Genomic DNA, 15,025 nt, shown 5'->3' with positions numbered 1-15,025 from the left:
ATTTTAGGCCTCGTTACGGCAAAAAATCAGGCTGGCATTGCTGCCGCCAAAGGCGAAGGAATTACTCATCACATAATTAAGTGTGCCTTTTGCGGCGATTTGATGGCGTTCGACTAAGGCAATGGACGGGTCCTGTGGATCGACTTGTCCGTCCCATTGATGGGGCGGCAGGACTTGGCCATGATTATGTGCCGAAAGCAATAAATAGCAGAAGGCGGCTTCGATTGCGCCAGCGGCACCTAAGGTATGGCCGACTAAGGGTTTGGTCGAGCTGCAAGGCGGGGTGTTGGCGCCAAATACTTCAACCACAGCACGGCTTTCCATCGCATCATTTTTGGGTGTCGCTGTGCCGTGTAAGTTAATGTAACCAATATCTTGTGCCGCAATATTTGCATCTTGCAAAGCCGCTTGCATGGCGGTGATTGCGCCAGCGCCTTCGGGATGAGGTGCGGAAATATGATGGGCATCGCTCGACTCGCCAATGCCAGCCAGCATCACATCGGACTCGCCCGTCGTCAGCACGAATAAGGCCGCGCCTTCGCCAATATTAATGCCATCACGGTTGATACTAAAAGGATTACAGTGACCTTTGGATACAGATTCCAAAGCATTAAAACCATTGACTGTGAGTTGGCACAAACTATCGACACCGCCAACAATCACCATGTCGCAGAGGTTAGCGCTGAGTAAACGCTTGGCACTGGCAAAGACTTTTGCGCTGGAGGAACAGGCGGTTGAAATCGTATAGCAAGGGCCATCTAGCTCAAAATATTGGCGCAAAAAGTCGCTAGTGCTGCCGAGCTCCTGCTGGAAATAGTGGTAATCCGCCGGAAAGTGGCCGTGTTCATTGCGGTAGCTCAGGGCTGCTTCACCTTTAGAAATCCCCGAGGTGCTCGTGCCTAGCACAACGCCAATGCGGGTATGACCAAAATCCCGTTTCGCTTGTTCAATCGTGGCGTTAATTTGCTGCGCCGCGCATAGGAGTAACTGGTTATTGCGGCAATCGAACTGAATGAGCTTTGCAGGAATCGCTGGTAGCGCAGCCGTCACTGGCGCAACTAAGGTTGGGTGCTCGAACAGGAGTGTGTCACTGCGCTGCATCGCGCTGGTATCGCCCGCGATCAGGCGGTCTAAAACCTGCTGGGGATCTTGCCCTAGCGGGGTACACAATCCAATCTGTGTAATGGCTACTCTGTTCATCATAGCGTATCGTTTTTTTACCATGGCACAGCGAAGTGCGGGTGTTAAAAGGTTAAATAGGTTCGATTTCTAGCTCAAACTTGGCCTGTGGCATAGTTAAGCTGATGTGGGCTTGCCATAGGGCGTCGCCGACATTTTGTTGATAACGAATTTGCACCACATGGGTTTGCAGGGCGCTTTTACTGATCAAGGTATCTTGGCTATAGATCTGGCGACAGGGGATTGTAATTACTCGGGTATCGACAAGCGTGTCGCTCTGATTTCCCCCAACCGTATCGCAAAGACCAGTCACTAAATGGCCACCTTCCAAATGGGCGCGAATACTCTGCTCAGGCCAATAGATCAGTTGCATCATCGCCATTAAATACTCGGCTTTAAAATTGTCGCCCAGCAGCACGCTTTGCTCACTGCTGAGTGTATTCCCATCATAAACCAAGGTAAACAAAGCCTGTCCGAGTGGCGCTAAACCCACGAGCGTCATGCGCTCGCCCTCTAATTCCAATTGAGTGAGCAGTTCGTGGGACTCTTTACCCACTTTAATACTGACTTTTTGGCTAAAGGACTGGGGTGAAGATACGCCAGTATTGCTGTCGGTTTGCTGACTCGCCATGATGGCGGGCTTAGTTGTAGACTCAGTCGCGGGCTGTATCCTAGGATGAGTCAACGGCTTATCGGTCGGGGGAGCAAAGTCATGGGGCAGTGGAGCCAAACAATAACGCATATCCTTAGCGAGCCCGACACAGGTCTGCCTGAACAGCAGTTCACTACAGCCCGTTAGCCCAAGGCTTGCGAGCAGCAGGGCGGCGATCACTGGCCATTTAGCGTTAAGGTTTAGCGGCATGCGGTTAGACCTCTGCGAATGCTGGAGTGGCGGCTGGGTTTCGGCACAGTTCGACTATCATGTTAAGGCGTCGCTCCGAGTCTTTAACGAAGGGATTATTTGTATCCCAAGCATAGCCCGCCAGAATGGAACAAATCATCTGCTTGATACGCTCGTTCGGTTCTTCATAGAAGATCACGTCCTGAAAGCGGCCATCATACCAAGCTTGCACATAGGTACGAAAGGCATTCACGCCCTGCATTAAAGGCGTTGAGTAATCGGCTTGCCAGTCAACCGTTTCGCCATTGAGTTGTTTCGTCAGGCATTTTGCCGCCATAGACGCCGATTGCATGGCGATAGTCACACCGGAGGAAAACACCGGATCGAGGAACTCGCCCGCATTACCCAATAGGGCGAACTTGTCGGTCGCAAGGCGTGACACATTGGCGGAATAACCTTTGAGCGTGGCGCATTCCTGTACCACTTTAGCGTTTGCCAGCAGGGCTTTAAGCCCAGGTTCTTCATTGACTATGCTCATCAATTGTTGCTCAAGCGAACCTTGTAAACGCTCAAGTAACTGCGGCTCAGCCACCACGCCGAGTGAACAACGGCCATTGCTAAAGGGAATAAGCCAATACCAAATGTCCTTATGTTCAGGGTGGACGCTGATCAAAATCTTATTACGATCGAAGCTAGCATCGCTGATGTTGTCTTCAACATGGGTGAAGATGGCGCTGCGCGGTGGCAGGCAAGACGGACTTTCTAAGTTGAGCAAGCGGGGTAATACGCGACCAAAACCGCTGGCGTCGAGCACATATTGGGCATTGATTTGATAAAGCTCGCCCTGTTCATTACGCACCGTTAAGCGTGGGTTCTCGGTTAAATCTATCGCCTCGACCGTTTCGCCGTAGCGAATGTCGACCCCTTGGCTTTGGGCCGTATCGGCTAACAGTTTATCGAAACTGGCGCGCTGCACTTGAAACGTGGTGCCCGGCCCAGGAGTAAATTTATCGGTAAAATCGAAGGTGGTGTAAGTTCCATTGCGACGAAAGGCGGCGCCATTTTTATGTTGGAATCCAGCGGCATTGAGCGCATCTAACATGCCCGCTTCTTCGATAAACTGCATGCAGCAGGGCAGTAAACTTTCGCCGATGGAGAAGCGAGGAAAATGCTGTTTTTCTAACACAAGCACGCGCTTGCCTTGCTGGTGTAGCAGGCTGGCAGCGATGGCGCCCGAAGGCCCTGCGCCGATAATAGCCACATCGACATCAAGTGAATTTGGTATAGCTGATAAATCGTGAACCTGTGTAGACATGTAAAATACGTTCCTTGTAGTCATCAGGACTTTTTTGTCGTTAGAAGCTGATTGGTGGTTAAAGCCAGTGTTGTGGTCAAAATCAACGGCGAAAGTAAAAAGGTAAACCCTATGCCCAGTGATAGGGTTAAGCCAAAGTAGTGAATCGCTTGGGTCTGGCTAAAGGCAAGTAAACCAAAGGCCAATAGGGTCGAGCAGGCGGACATAAACACCGCCATCATCACTGCCTTGCCGTGGTTCTGGGCTGAGGCAAAAAACAAGCTGTAGTCTATCCCAATCCCGAAAACTAAAATGAGCGCGAGTGCATGGAACAGACTCAGTGGTGAGCCCGTTAAGCCTAAGGTTGCGAGCGTGAGCAAGGCCGCAAGGGCTGGCACGGCAACCACAACCGCCGCTTTTTTAAAGCCGAAATTCAGGCTAAACAACAAGAGTGCGATGCCAAGTGCAAGGGCTAACAGCTTTAGGGTTAACAATCGATAATGTCCCATGACGGCTGAAATGTCCGCCACCTTGTCGATAAGCTGCACGCTTCCATCATGGGCAAAACGCGCCTTAAGGGCATCGATTTGCTGAATGCCACCAAGGAGGACTATTGCACCATAATCAGCTCCATAATCGGCCCCCTGATCTGCTCCATGTTCCGCGCTTGCCCCATCATCATTTGGCTGGCCATTGCCAGCTGGACTGTTAGCCTCATTCGGCGCGAGCCACAGCGGCGCGAGTTGCTTGCCTGCCCCTAGCGTAAAGAATGTAGCAGGCGTGATGTACTCTGTTTTCGCGGCCAAATAGGCGGCTTGCAGTTCTGGCTTTAGATTTTCATCCAAACCAAGGCTTGTGAGCACAGTATCTATCTGAGTTTGATAGATTTTGCCCTGTAAGTGGTAAGCCGTGTCTTGTTTTCGATGGCTGGGCAGATAACGGCTAAGGCTGACATAGTTGCCTAACTCTTGGTTTGTTATGGCGGTATCAAGCATGGGTGACACTCGCTCAAGCTGTTGCAGCAGCGCTTCTTCGCTCGGTGCGCGCACCAATAAGAATTGATTGTCTGTGCCGCCACTGAGTAACTGGCGTAGCTGGTTTTCTGGCTCAGTCACGCTCGCAGGGCTTTGTTGCAAATGGCGAATATCGTCATCGACGGTTAACTTTGTTACGCCAACCAGACACCAGACTAGTATCACCAAAGCAAACATGCCCATGCCTAACGGCGTGGTAAATCGTTTCGATAACTGAGTGAGACAGGCAAGGTAAGTCCCCGCGAGCGCTAACGGGCGGGAGCCTTCAGGCAAACGACTTCCTGCTAACAGTGGATAGGCGAGAATGAGGGTGAGATAGGCCCCGAGCAAACCCGCGGCGCAGAAAATCGCGACTTGCTGCATGCCGGGAAACGGTGCTAAACCTATGCCGACATAAGCCAAAGCGCTAGTGATAAAGGCGAGTGTCACCGTTGGGAAGATATACGCCACTGTGGCCTTTGCGCTCCGCTCTGTATTGCTTAAGCGCTCGCAGTAAAAATGAAAACTATAGTCGATGGCAATGCCTATCAAGCTAGTGCCAAACACTAAGGTGAGTAAATGCAGCTCGCCAAATACGCTTAAGGTAAAAGTCACGGCGAGCAACAGCCCGCTAGAAATAGTGACGATTGCTAGCAGTAGCGGCATTACAGAACGAAACGCCAACCAAACTAAGGCTATTACCCCAAGTAAGGATGCTAGGCCGAGGATCGATATTTCACTCTTAGCCGTTTGCGTTGCCGCAAGGGCATGAAACAGGGCGCCAGCTTTGAGCACGGTAATATCTGGGTAGCTTTGTTTAACGGCATCCAATCCTTGGGTTAATGCCGTCATCTGCGCTAATTGCGCATTGGGATTAAAAGCGCTTTCTCGCCCTTTTGCCATGACGACCGCGGCAACATTATCGCCTTGATTCGCGAGCAGTATCCCTTGGCTGGCTCTGACTTTTGAACTCGGCGCGAGGGCGAGTAAATTGGCTGGGAATAACAGCAGCGGATCTTGGGCGAGCAAGTTGCTATTGGCGTAACTAAAGGCGTTGTAAAGCTGCGCTGTGGCCGCCTCAATCAGACTTTCAATATTTTGGCTGGCTAACGCTTCAGCTTGCGGCGCTGTCAGTAATTTAAATCTGTGGGGGAAATAGAATTGCCCTAGCGCTTCACCGAGCTGCATATCGGCGCTGCGAATATCGGTTAGCGCGCCTTGCTTACCCCTTGCCACAAGGTCAGTTTCAAGCTTTTGCATCAAGAGCTTAGCCGCAGCGATTGCCGTGGTTTCATCCTTGGCGACAAGCGCAATATAGACTTGATCGGCGAGCGTGGCTTCAACTTGGTTAAGGGCGCGTTCGGTGAGTTTATCCTGCTGTAAATGCGGCAACATGGCCAGAATATCGCTCTGCACCCGTGCGCCGTTTTGCCAGAGTTGCAGTGTCCACAGACTTGCTGACAGCATCAATAGCAACCAAATGGCGAGGCGCCACTTGGGGGAAGATTGCATCAAAGCTTGATTGGCGCGCGCGCCGAAGTTGGAGGCCATGGCTAAGGTTTGCTCGCCTCGAGCGCCAACGCATACTGCGCTAATTCGGCTTCGCTGAGAGTGCCTTGGGAAAGCGCACTAAAGTCGATGCGGGTCATATCCTGTGGTGTCACATTCGGCGCGGCGCTCAGCAGCACTAAGGACTGCAACACATCGCTACCCTCTAACACCATATTGGCGATGGCTTTTTTCATTAAGGGATCTTTGGGCGTTAGGCCTAATTGCCATTGGCCGTCTGGGCTTAACCTGTCTGTGATGAGAAAGTGCAGCTCGAAGTTTTCGCTTAAACCGGAAATATCCCCGCCGAGCATAGCGCGCACTAGGCTGGGTAATAAATCGCCCATAGCGGCGGCGCTTGCCGAGGTGTCGGCCTTGCTGACCTGCACTCGACCTTGGCTATCACGCTGGATCAGTTGCTTATCCTTTAAAATCAGTAGGGATTCGAAGGGTTTTATCTGTTGCCAGATCAGCCCTTGCTCTTTGTCGAAGATAAACTGACCTTGGCTGATTAATGGCTTTTTGAGCACCTTTAGCTGCCGAGATTGCACAAAGTGACCTCGCACCGTTTCGCCCAAGTTAAGTTTTTGGCTTAAGGCGACAAGCTGCGCGGTATCCGTACTTTGGCTAAAGAGTGCTTGATAATCACCGGGCGTGGCAAGCTTGTCACTTAAGGTTCCAGCTTTGAGTGGCTGGCTTATCAAAGCAAAAGCTAAGCAGAGGAATAATGCACACTTCGCCAGTACTGAGTTCATTAGTCTTCAACCTTAGCGAGCAGGGTGGCGATTTTGTCACGGAACACGTCTGGGGTAACAAAGCACAATTCTTGGGTGCTCATATCGACCGCCGCCTGAATGGTATAACCCTTAGTGATGCGCGCACCGGTTTCGACATCGCGAATTTGATAATTGATCTTCAAGCGGTTTTCCCACTCAACTAACTCGGCGCGCACTGTGATTTTTTGCTCGAAGGTGCTGGCTTTGACGTACTTAATCTGCAAATCGATAATCGGCCACGCATAGTTAGATGCTTGCATTTGGCGGTAGTTGTAGCCCAGCTCATCGAGCAGTTTACAGCGGGCTATTTCGAAATAGCGCAGGTAATTGCCATGCCAAGTGATCCCCATAGAATCCACATCGTGGAAGGGAATTTGCATTTCCATATCGATAGTGAGCAATGATTTCATCGGCACACTTCCCATTCGCCCGCTTGGATTTTAGCTATGGTTTGGCGCAGCACGGCTTCAAGCGGCCTATCTTCAATTAAGGTCTCAAAATCGGCGCGCACTTGGGCGAGGGTTTTCGCTAACGATGGCGTGAGCGAGGCTTCGTCTAATTCATTTTGGGCGATACGCAGGCCAATGCCTTGGGTCATGGCGAGTAATGCAGCTGCGGCGACTTGTTCGGTTAATTGCAGCACGCGCGTACAGTCGCGGGCGGCGATAGTGCCCATGCTGACTTTGTCTTGGTTGTGGCATTCGGTCGAGCGTGAGAACACACTGGCGGGCATAGTGTGCTTGAGCGCTTCTGCCGTCCAAGCCGACACGCCAATTTGCACCGCTTTAAAACCATGATTAATCGCGCGGCGCGGGCCGGTTGAACCGGATAAGTTAGCAGGTAAGCCATTGTTAAACTTAGGGTCCATCACTAGCGCCATTTGGCGGTCGATAAGATCGGCTAAGTTGGCCACAGTATTTTTCAGTGAATCCATCGCAAAGGCGATATGGCCGCCGTAGAAATGGCCACCGTGGAGAATATGCTCGCCTTCGCCGTCGACAATCGGGTTGTCGTTGGCGCTGTTGACTTCGGTTTCGATAAACTGACGCATAAACGGCAGCGCATCCTGCAACACGCCGATAATGTGCGGTGCGCAGCGGATGGAATATCTGTCCTGCAGACGATCCGAATTACGTGGATGTTCGTGGTGATTCAAATCTTCACGGATCCAAGTGGCGATTTGGTTTTGCCCTGGATGCGGTTTGGCGGCAAATAAGATTTCATCAAAATGGTTCGAGTTGCCTTTTAGCGTTAACGAAGCCATGGCGGTAATGCGGCTACTTAAGCGGGCAAGATATTGCGCGCGATCAAAGGCTAAGCAGGCTAAAGCCGTCATCACAGCCGTGCCGTTCATCAGGGCTAAGCCTTCTTTTGGCCGCAGCACGTGCGGGGTGATGTTGAGTTTAGCGTACACATCTTGAGTCGCTTGGCGCTCACCTTGGTAAATCACTTCGCGCTCGCCGACTAATACGGCGGCCAAATACGATAGCGGCGTTAAATCCCCGCTGGCGCCGACCGAACCTTCCTCTGGGATGACTGGCACTATGTTGAGATTCAGCAAGGTTTCGATGCGCTTTAATAGCTCATAGGTCACGCCAGATTTGCCAATGGCTAAGGAGTTTAAACGGCAAGCCATCACAGCGCGGGCCTGCATTATGCTTAAGGTCTCGCCTAAACCGCAGCCGTGGAAGCGGGTTAAATGCAGTGGTAACTCGTGGACCAGATCTAAGCTCACATTGACTGTGCAAGAGTCGCCATAACCTGTGGTTACGCCATAGACCACGCCTTCTTCGTGCAGCAGGCTATCGATAAAGCGCGCACCTTTTTGGATATATTCTTGATAATCCGCATCGTCACAGAGCTTGACTGGCGCGCCCTTGGCGACGGCCACCACTTGTTCTAAGGTGAGAAACTGACGGCCGAACTCAACAGTCTGTAGATCTGACTGACTCTCGGAGTCGGCTGCTTTGGTGTGGCTCATGAATGCTGTGTCCTGTCTGTCTTATGATCCTGATCTGGGATCGGCGATGATGCTGAAGTTGTCGGTAACGGATTGGGCTGTACTAAATGCGATGGGGTGCGTTGTAGCTCGCTGTCTTTGCGCCAAAAATCGAAGAAGTTAAACCATTGCAAAGGCTCGCGTCTGGCCAAGTATTCTAAACGTTCGCTGTAGCGATTCACGGCCTGCTGTAATCTGTCCATTCTGCCCGCTCTTGGGCCTTTCAGCGTTTCGGCGAAGCGTTCTAAATGCACCCGATAACGGCCTTGTTCCCGCAGGCAAAACATTAAAAACACGGGGCAATCGAGTAAGCCCGCCAAAATAAACGGCCCTTGTGGAAACGCGGCATCTTGGCCCATAAACGGCGCATACATGACGCGGCCTTGGGTATTCGATGAGGTTCTATCACCCGCAATCACCACCAGTTCACCGTCCTCAATTTTTTGCTGTAACAGCATAGACGTTGCAGGGTTCAGTTCGGTCACTTGAATAAGATTGAGTGTGCTATCTGGGTTTAACTGTTTGAGTACCTTATTGAAGTTTTCCGCATGGCTAGTTAGCACCATGACGTTCACTCTGACTTTGCGCTGGTGGATTGAAATGGCGCGGCAAAGTTCTAAATTACCCAGGTGCGACACTAATAACACCGCGCCTTTGCCGCTTTCGAGCTGATCGGCCAGCACTTGGCGGTCGGGGAAATCCACTTGGCTCAATTGGATACGATCGCACCAGGCATCGATTCTATCGAGTGCTGCATTGCCAAAGGCTAAAAAGTGATTCAGGCTATCGCGCCAGCCTACAGGCTGATTGAGCTTAGGGTGTTGCGGCTCAAGTTTTTGCACGCGGCGCAGAAAATCTAACGAGGCTTCACGGGTGACTTTGCCTGTGAGGAAAAAATAGCAAATCACCGGATACATAATGGCGCGGCACAACCAATGGCCGCCAAAGCGATAGCTCTCGGCTAACAGTTTGATGCCCCAGTAACTGCCGCGCTCTTTCATGCCAGACCAATGGGTTGCTGAAGTCGATGATGTTGCTGACGAGCAATCGGAAGTTTGCACGGCTTGTTGCTGCGATTTACGCTGTGATTTACGCTTCAATAGCCAAGGCAAGCGTTTGAGCATGCCGAAAAACAGTCGTGTGTGCAGCTTAGTGATGCGCACATTATCTGCCACAGCTTGAAAGTGACTGACGCCGCCTTCGGGATAAATCACCTTAGTCGGCTGGAATAGAATCTCCACCCCTTGCCAGTAGAGTTTAACCAGGATTTCGATATCAAAATCCATTCGTTCTGTTAAGGCTTGCTGGCACAGTAATCGCTCAGTGGCGGCCAGCGGATAAACGCGAAAGCCACACATAGAATCTTGAATATCAAAGCTTAGGGTTTCGACCCATACCCAAAAATGGGTTAAGTAGCGGCCATAAAGCCTGCCCTTAGGTACAGATTCATCGTACTCAGGCTTACCCGAAATCAGCGCATCGGGTTTAGCTTGTGCCCTTGCTAACATAGCCGGAATATCAGCGAGATTATGTTGACCATCGGCATCGACCTGCAGTGCATGGCTAAAGCCATCGCGGTAGGCACGGCGCAGCCCTGTCATCACAGCGGCGCCCTTACCACGATTGTACGGATGCAGCAGCAAAGTCACCCAAGGATAGGTTTGGGCTAAGGATTGCAGCAAATAACGGGTTTCGTCATTGCTGCCATCATCAATTAAATAACAGGGCAGATTAAATTGGGCGAGTTCGGCCAAGGTCTGGGCAATCGCGGCGCTGTGATTATAATTGGGGATCACTAAGGCGAGTTTGATGGGCGCCGACTCAACAAGGTCGCTGGGAGGCGTTAGCACTGACTTGCCTCATCGCTAATGTTGGTAGCAGATTTGCTGTTAACGGGCGTTCTATCAAAGGCGATACGACCTGAAGCATAACAGTTTTCACCATCGCAATAGGCGAAGGTGAGTTTTGCCTTAGCGGCATTATTGCTAATGCTTAAGGTGACTTCTTGGCCTGGCAGTATGAGTTGCTGAAACTTAAGCACTTCTAAGTTAGCGACCGCCTCTGAATAACCGAAATGTTGGCAGCCTAAACGCACCGCCCAATCTAATTGCGTCACGCCCGGCAACACGGCTTGTTCGGGGAAATGGCCGTTAAAATATTCAAGGTCGGCCGCCACTAACAGACGTAATTCAATGTTATCAATGCCGATATCGGAATGCAGGATCGGCGGTAAACTCGATTTAATCATGATCAAATAACTCGACTAACTGGGCAGTGACACGCTTGCCCTGAGTGTTAAGCGGTAAAATATCCGGATAACGCCAGCGGCGTGGCAGGGTGACGCGCTCAAATTGGGTCAGTAAATGTGCTTTTAGGGCATTGTTAATACTGAGTTTGCCCTGTTCTTGCAGCACGTTTTTACCGAGTTCTGACAAGGTCACCACTGCGCCAAGTTGGGATTTAAACTGTGGTAGCACTACCAGAGCGGCTTGCTCAACGTAGGCGTGGCTGCACATGAGGGTTTCCATTTGCGCGAGCGACAGACGCTTCTCTTCAATCTTAACGATGCGATCGAGTCGGCCCTTGAGCCTAAACTGGCCATTCTCGGTTGGTTCGATTTTATCTTCGCAGCGTAGCCATTCATCGTCGGCCAAATAGGGCGATTTCAGCAGCAGGGCGCCGTCGGTCGGATCTTGATCTATTGAGATGCGGTCAAACACTTGCCAAGGTTCATCGGCCTCATGCTGACGGCGATAGGCGATGCCGCCCGTTTCTGTGCTACCAAAGATTTCGATGGGCAGATGACCATAGCACTGGTTGACGCCTTTGGCTGCGACAAAACTTAATGGCCCGCCAGAGCTAAATACTAAGCTCGGTGAGCGCAGTTGCCGCTCGTGCTCTAGCGCTTTAGGCAGGCGCGATAACTGGGCTGGGCTACTGATCAAACACAGGTTTGGCAGCAAGGCAGTGTAATAACTTAGGGTTTCTGGGTATTCAATTTGTTCGCTTAAAAACGGTCGACTGGCGGCGAGCGGCCACAAAATCTTGAATAACAGACCGTAAATATGCTGGTGGGAAACTGTGGATACCACGCTGCAATGGGGCAAATGCTCGGCAAAAGTATGTTCGAGCACAGACACTTCGATATCTAACTGTTCAAGTGTTTTACGGATCGCCTTAGGTTCGCCGCTGCTGCCAGAGGTAAAGAGCACTAACTCGCCGATAGCCTCGCTCGCGGGCCAAGGTTTGTTGGGTAGGCTCAGTTCCTTTTTCAGCAACACAAAAGCTTGGCATTCGCACAAAGGCTTGTCTGACAAGATGCCATCAAACTGGTGCGTTAACTCGCTCAAGGTGCCGGTTTGGGTGTTGGGAGGCAGGATAATTTCTTTGCCCGCTAACAGCGCGGCACATAATCCGACGGCAAACAGATCGCTGGTATCACTCGCGAGCAGCCATTTTTTCTCGGGCGCGGCGAGCAGTTGCTCGTAAAAATACGCCACCTGATTGGTAAATAATGCACCTGTGACTATGTCGTGGTGATTAAAGCTGATCAGTTGTTGGGCAAAGGGCCCTTGGGTTAACCAGTTTTTGAGTAGCTGTGTCATGTTTTCTTCAACCAAAAGCTGCGATATAACCACTCCCCACCGAGGAGCAGTCCCATGAGTACGTATGCAATCAAACCGTTATACAAGGTCCAGGTTGCTAAGCTAGTAAAGCCAGCGGTATAAGCCGCCATCGAGCCATTTAAGATAAATAAGCCGCACCAAAGTAGGGTGACTTTTTTAAGATACGGAATGGCTTCATCCGGTAAATCGGGTTCTTTCAAGCGGGCTAAACGCTCTATCATGCATGGGCCAGTGTGCAGTGAATAACTAAACAGAGCCAGCATAGTCAGATTTATTACCACAGGGTAATACAAAAGCCAGTCGCTGCGCTTGGCAAGATAACTGCCTGCCGTAAGCGCAATCCCCACCAAAAGGGGCAATACTAACGTCTTAACCTTTTGCTTTTGTAGCATTAACCGCACAATCAGCAATAAACACAGCACGAGCGCTATGGTGCCAGCAGGCAAATAATTCAGCCCGAAATACACGGCAAGCGGATAGGCCAGCAATGTGAGGGCGGTTAAGACTTGTAGCAAGGCGCGCATTAGTCTTTAACTAAACCTTCGATGGCATTCACCACATCGTTGACTGTGCGAACGGATTTAAATTCATCGGGTTGGATCTTTTTACCCGTCAGTTGCTGCAGCTTGATCACTAAGTCGACGGCATCAATACTGTCGAGATCGAGCTCTTCATACAGGTTGGCCTCAGGCGTAATCGCCTCGGCCTCAATTTCGAATTCGTCCACTAAAATAGTGGTCAGCATAGCGAGGATTTGTTCACGATTTTGCATGTTCCTCTCCTATGGACGCTGTGATTCGATAAAGCTAGCTAAGCTGGCAACACTGTGGAAATGGGCCTTAGTGGCATCCGAATTAGCCTCGATTTTGACATCAAATTTTTTCTTGATGGCTAAGCCGAGTTCGAGGGCGTCGATTGAATCTAAGCCTAGACCTTCGCCAAAGAGCGGCGCATCGGTTTCAATATCATCAATACTGACGTCTTCAAGATCGAGACAGTCGATGATTAACTGCTTTATTTCATTGTTTAAGTTCATAGTTATTTTCGAGTTGTTGTTTATAGTAGTGTTCAAGATCCCGCGTCAGCTGCCGGGCCATTTTTGCATGCTCACCTAAAGCCGCTTGGTACTTCTGGTAAGAAACTGTTGCGCCGATTTCAACGGCCATCCCCATGGTTTGCCTTGGGATCTCATACCAAGGTTGCTCCTTTGTCAAACCACGGACATTGGTACGCAGCACCACAGGTAAAATATCTGCTTCGGCCCTTAAGGCAATGTTGGCGGCGCCGCGGGCAAAGTCGTTAATGGTCGCGCCGACAACCGTGCGTGTGCCCTCGGGGAAGATAATTAAATTGGTGCCCCTCGCGAGCACTTCGCGGCAATCCTCTAGCATAAGTTCGGCGCCGCGATTGGGAATATAACCCGCGCAGGACACGACACCACGCAAAAACGGATTACGCCATAAACCTTGTTTGACTATGCAGCCCGCATTGGGCATGAGGCTTATCAACACGACCACATCCACTAAACTGGGATGGTTGGCGATCACGATAACGCCTCTGGCGTCATGCAGTTGTTGTGCTCTGTGGGTGCTGACGTGGATCACGCCCGCCCAAGTGAGCATGGCGACAAAACCCTTGAACATTAGATGCACGGCCTTTTGGACTCGAATAATCCGCGCTTCGGGTGTGCCTGGCCAAAAACGCAGCAAAGGCAAAATGGTCAAGGAGCTTAATAAGCCGCCTAAGCCAAAGGCGATATAACAACTCACGCCGCCTAACCAACGTGGCACATAACTCAGCCCAGCGCGGCGAGTCTCCGGCAAGGTATAAGCGGCATTGTGCATTGAATCTTCATAACCCTTGACGGCGTCATGGCTGTGGGCAGTATTAAACATGCTCAAGCTTCCAATGCCATTGGGATAAGCAGCCTGAAATATTTTGCGCTGTCGCGAGGGCGTGGAGCAAGGCGCCATAGGTCAAAGGATTTAATGCTGTCGACTCACAGATGCGGCTCACTGTGAGCTTGACCGAAGCGGGCGCATCGAAGGGCGCGAGCTGTAAGCCTAGGGCCAAAGGCAATTCAAATTCTTGGGTAAACTCATCGTACACAGGTGGCACAGGATCATCACCGAAGACTAACAGCAAGGGTTCTGGTGACTGGTGTAACTGGGCGAAGGCTTCAACCATAGCTTGTGACAGGGTTTCGGTACCTGCCGCAACTGAGGTCGACGGCGCGGTATTGGCCGCCACTATGCCAAAAATGCCGCTGGCGGTGTTGTGCACCGACTGACTAAACCCTAAGGGCGATAAGGGCTGTTTGGCGATAATGTCTTCGAGCAGTCCTATGGTGCGCTGCAACTCTCCGTGGCGCGAGGCAAAAATAGAGCGACAATTTGCAGGCATTTCGCACTGAAAACTCACCTCTAACATCATCTTAGTCAAGCGACTAAAACGGCGGCGTTGCATGGCTGGAACGTGTTTGAGTGCGGGAGCGGTCGTATCAGACTGTGGTGTGTCGAGATTTAATTCAGCCGAGTTTTTGCACCAAGTTTGCCAACTTTGCGGGTGCTGATATTGGGGGGCCCAAGCGCCCCAAGAGAGAATGCTGAATGTTAGTTGCACTACTTTGCCTCGACACTAAATTTAAGCTGTCTTAGTTATCCCTAACTAAGTTAGAACATTGATGGATTGTCATACCATAGTGAGGTGTAAACGCGTTTGATGAATGACGATGACGCTAGGAATGCCC

Annotated in this window: 15 protein-coding genes; all 15 read right to left on the bottom strand. The window is 51.0% G+C overall.

From position 1 onward, the window contains the following. Nucleotides 1–3: 3 nt before the first annotated feature. Genes KV201_RS11505 through KV201_RS11435 form a run of 15 tightly spaced genes read right to left on the bottom strand, consistent with a single transcriptional unit; the run spans nucleotide 4 to nucleotide 14,898 of the window. Nucleotides 4–1,203, bottom strand: coding sequence for a beta-ketoacyl-[acyl-carrier-protein] synthase family protein (locus KV201_RS11505; protein ID WP_226059389.1), 1,200 nt, complete (start codon nucleotides 1,201–1,203; stop codon nucleotides 4–6). Between the two features lie 49 nt (nucleotides 1,204–1,252). Then, nucleotides 1,253–2,041 carry a DUF3261 domain-containing protein gene (locus tag KV201_RS11500; protein ID WP_226059388.1) on the bottom strand — a complete coding sequence of 263 codons (789 nt, stop codon included), beginning with the start codon at nucleotides 2,039–2,041 and terminating at the stop codon, nucleotides 1,253–1,255. A gap of 4 nt (nucleotides 2,042–2,045) precedes the next feature. Further along, nucleotides 2,046–3,335 (bottom strand): NAD(P)/FAD-dependent oxidoreductase, encoded by a 1,290-nt coding sequence (locus KV201_RS11495; RefSeq protein WP_012586551.1) that lies wholly within the window; start codon nucleotides 3,333–3,335, stop codon nucleotides 2,046–2,048. Nucleotides 3,336–3,358: 23 nt separating this feature from the next. Continuing rightward, nucleotides 3,359–5,878, bottom strand: coding sequence for an MMPL family transporter (locus tag KV201_RS11490; RefSeq protein ID WP_226059387.1), 2,520 nt, complete (start codon nucleotides 5,876–5,878; stop codon nucleotides 3,359–3,361). Between the two features lie 2 nt (nucleotides 5,879–5,880). Continuing rightward, a complete protein-coding gene (locus tag KV201_RS11485) occupies nucleotides 5,881–6,630 on the bottom strand; it encodes an outer membrane lipoprotein carrier protein LolA (RefSeq protein ID WP_226059386.1) in 750 nt (249 codons plus the stop codon). Continuing rightward, nucleotides 6,630–7,061 (bottom strand): thioesterase family protein, encoded by a 432-nt coding sequence (locus KV201_RS11480; RefSeq protein ID WP_063884990.1) that lies wholly within the window; start codon nucleotides 7,059–7,061, stop codon nucleotides 6,630–6,632. The genes KV201_RS11485 and KV201_RS11480 overlap by 1 nt, the downstream gene beginning before the upstream one ends. Then, nucleotides 7,058–8,632: a histidine ammonia-lyase gene (hutH, locus tag KV201_RS11475; protein WP_126490996.1), complete on the bottom strand. Its 1,575-nt coding sequence runs from the start codon at nucleotides 8,630–8,632 to the stop codon at nucleotides 7,058–7,060. Before hutH ends, KV201_RS11480 begins: the two co-directional genes overlap by 4 nt. After that, nucleotides 8,629–10,500, bottom strand: coding sequence for a glycosyltransferase (locus KV201_RS11470; protein WP_126490997.1), 1,872 nt, complete (start codon nucleotides 10,498–10,500; stop codon nucleotides 8,629–8,631). Before KV201_RS11470 ends, hutH begins: the two co-directional genes overlap by 4 nt. Then, the gene (locus KV201_RS11465) at nucleotides 10,494–10,898 is read right to left on the bottom strand and encodes a thioester dehydrase (RefSeq protein WP_126490998.1); all 405 of its coding nucleotides are present in this window, start codon (nucleotides 10,896–10,898) and stop codon (nucleotides 10,494–10,496) included. The genes KV201_RS11470 and KV201_RS11465 overlap by 7 nt, the downstream gene beginning before the upstream one ends. Next, entirely contained in the window at nucleotides 10,891–12,255 is a 1,365-nt protein-coding gene (locus KV201_RS11460) for an AMP-binding protein (RefSeq protein ID WP_226059385.1), read from the bottom strand. The genes KV201_RS11465 and KV201_RS11460 overlap by 8 nt, the downstream gene beginning before the upstream one ends. Further along, complete coding sequence (locus tag KV201_RS11455) at nucleotides 12,252–12,800, bottom strand: hypothetical protein (protein WP_226059384.1); 549 nt, start codon at nucleotides 12,798–12,800, stop codon at nucleotides 12,252–12,254. Before KV201_RS11455 ends, KV201_RS11460 begins: the two co-directional genes overlap by 4 nt. Next, complete coding sequence (locus KV201_RS11450) at nucleotides 12,800–13,048, bottom strand: acyl carrier protein (RefSeq protein ID WP_006079822.1); 249 nt, start codon at nucleotides 13,046–13,048, stop codon at nucleotides 12,800–12,802. The genes KV201_RS11455 and KV201_RS11450 overlap by 1 nt, the downstream gene beginning before the upstream one ends. 9 nt (nucleotides 13,049–13,057) lie before the next feature. Beyond that, nucleotides 13,058–13,312, bottom strand: a complete 255-nt coding sequence (locus KV201_RS11445) for a phosphopantetheine-binding protein (protein WP_006079824.1) — start codon at nucleotides 13,310–13,312, stop codon at nucleotides 13,058–13,060. Beyond that, nucleotides 13,296–14,171, bottom strand: a complete 876-nt coding sequence (locus KV201_RS11440; protein ID WP_226059383.1) for a 1-acyl-sn-glycerol-3-phosphate acyltransferase — start codon at nucleotides 14,169–14,171, stop codon at nucleotides 13,296–13,298. The genes KV201_RS11445 and KV201_RS11440 overlap by 17 nt, the downstream gene beginning before the upstream one ends. Further along, nucleotides 14,164–14,898 carry a beta-ketoacyl synthase chain length factor gene (locus KV201_RS11435; protein ID WP_226059382.1) on the bottom strand — a complete coding sequence of 245 codons (735 nt, stop codon included), beginning with the start codon at nucleotides 14,896–14,898 and terminating at the stop codon, nucleotides 14,164–14,166. The genes KV201_RS11440 and KV201_RS11435 overlap by 8 nt, the downstream gene beginning before the upstream one ends. Nucleotides 14,899–15,025 lie beyond the last annotated feature (127 nt).

The sequence above is a fragment of the Shewanella sp. SR1 genome, from assembly GCF_020447145.1.
Taxonomy (GTDB): Bacteria; Pseudomonadota; Gammaproteobacteria; order Enterobacterales; family Shewanellaceae; genus Shewanella; species Shewanella baltica.
Note: the sequence above shows the minus strand (reverse complement) of the source record. Positions and strands in the feature narration are given on the sequence as shown.

What these genes read in the sequence shown, in the direction of transcription:
- KV201_RS11505 (WP_226059389.1), bottom strand. Translation starts at nt 1,203, where the DNA reads ATGATGAACAGAGTAGCCATTACACAGATTGGATTGTGTACCCCGCTA.
- KV201_RS11500 (WP_226059388.1), bottom strand. Translation starts at nt 2,041, where the DNA reads ATGCCGCTAAACCTTAACGCTAAATGGCCAGTGATCGCCGCCCTGCTG.
- KV201_RS11495 (WP_012586551.1), bottom strand. Translation starts at nt 3,335, where the DNA reads ATGTCTACACAGGTTCACGATTTATCAGCTATACCAAATTCACTTGAT.
- KV201_RS11490 (WP_226059387.1), bottom strand. Translation starts at nt 5,878, where the DNA reads ATGGCCTCCAACTTCGGCGCGCGCGCCAATCAAGCTTTGATGCAATCT.
- KV201_RS11485 (WP_226059386.1), bottom strand. Translation starts at nt 6,630, where the DNA reads ATGAACTCAGTACTGGCGAAGTGTGCATTATTCCTCTGCTTAGCTTTT.
- KV201_RS11480 (WP_063884990.1), bottom strand. Translation starts at nt 7,061, where the DNA reads ATGAAATCATTGCTCACTATCGATATGGAAATGCAAATTCCCTTCCAC.
- hutH (WP_126490996.1), bottom strand. Translation starts at nt 8,632, where the DNA reads ATGAGCCACACCAAAGCAGCCGACTCCGAGAGTCAGTCAGATCTACAG.
- KV201_RS11465 (WP_126490998.1), bottom strand. Translation starts at nt 10,898, where the DNA reads ATGATTAAATCGAGTTTACCGCCGATCCTGCATTCCGATATCGGCATT.
- KV201_RS11460 (WP_226059385.1), bottom strand. Translation starts at nt 12,255, where the DNA reads ATGACACAGCTACTCAAAAACTGGTTAACCCAAGGGCCCTTTGCCCAA.
- KV201_RS11455 (WP_226059384.1), bottom strand. Translation starts at nt 12,800, where the DNA reads ATGCGCGCCTTGCTACAAGTCTTAACCGCCCTCACATTGCTGGCCTAT.
- KV201_RS11450 (WP_006079822.1), bottom strand. Translation starts at nt 13,048, where the DNA reads ATGCAAAATCGTGAACAAATCCTCGCTATGCTGACCACTATTTTAGTG.
- KV201_RS11445 (WP_006079824.1), bottom strand. Translation starts at nt 13,312, where the DNA reads ATGAACTTAAACAATGAAATAAAGCAGTTAATCATCGACTGTCTCGAT.
- KV201_RS11440 (WP_226059383.1), bottom strand. Translation starts at nt 14,171, where the DNA reads ATGTTTAATACTGCCCACAGCCATGACGCCGTCAAGGGTTATGAAGAT.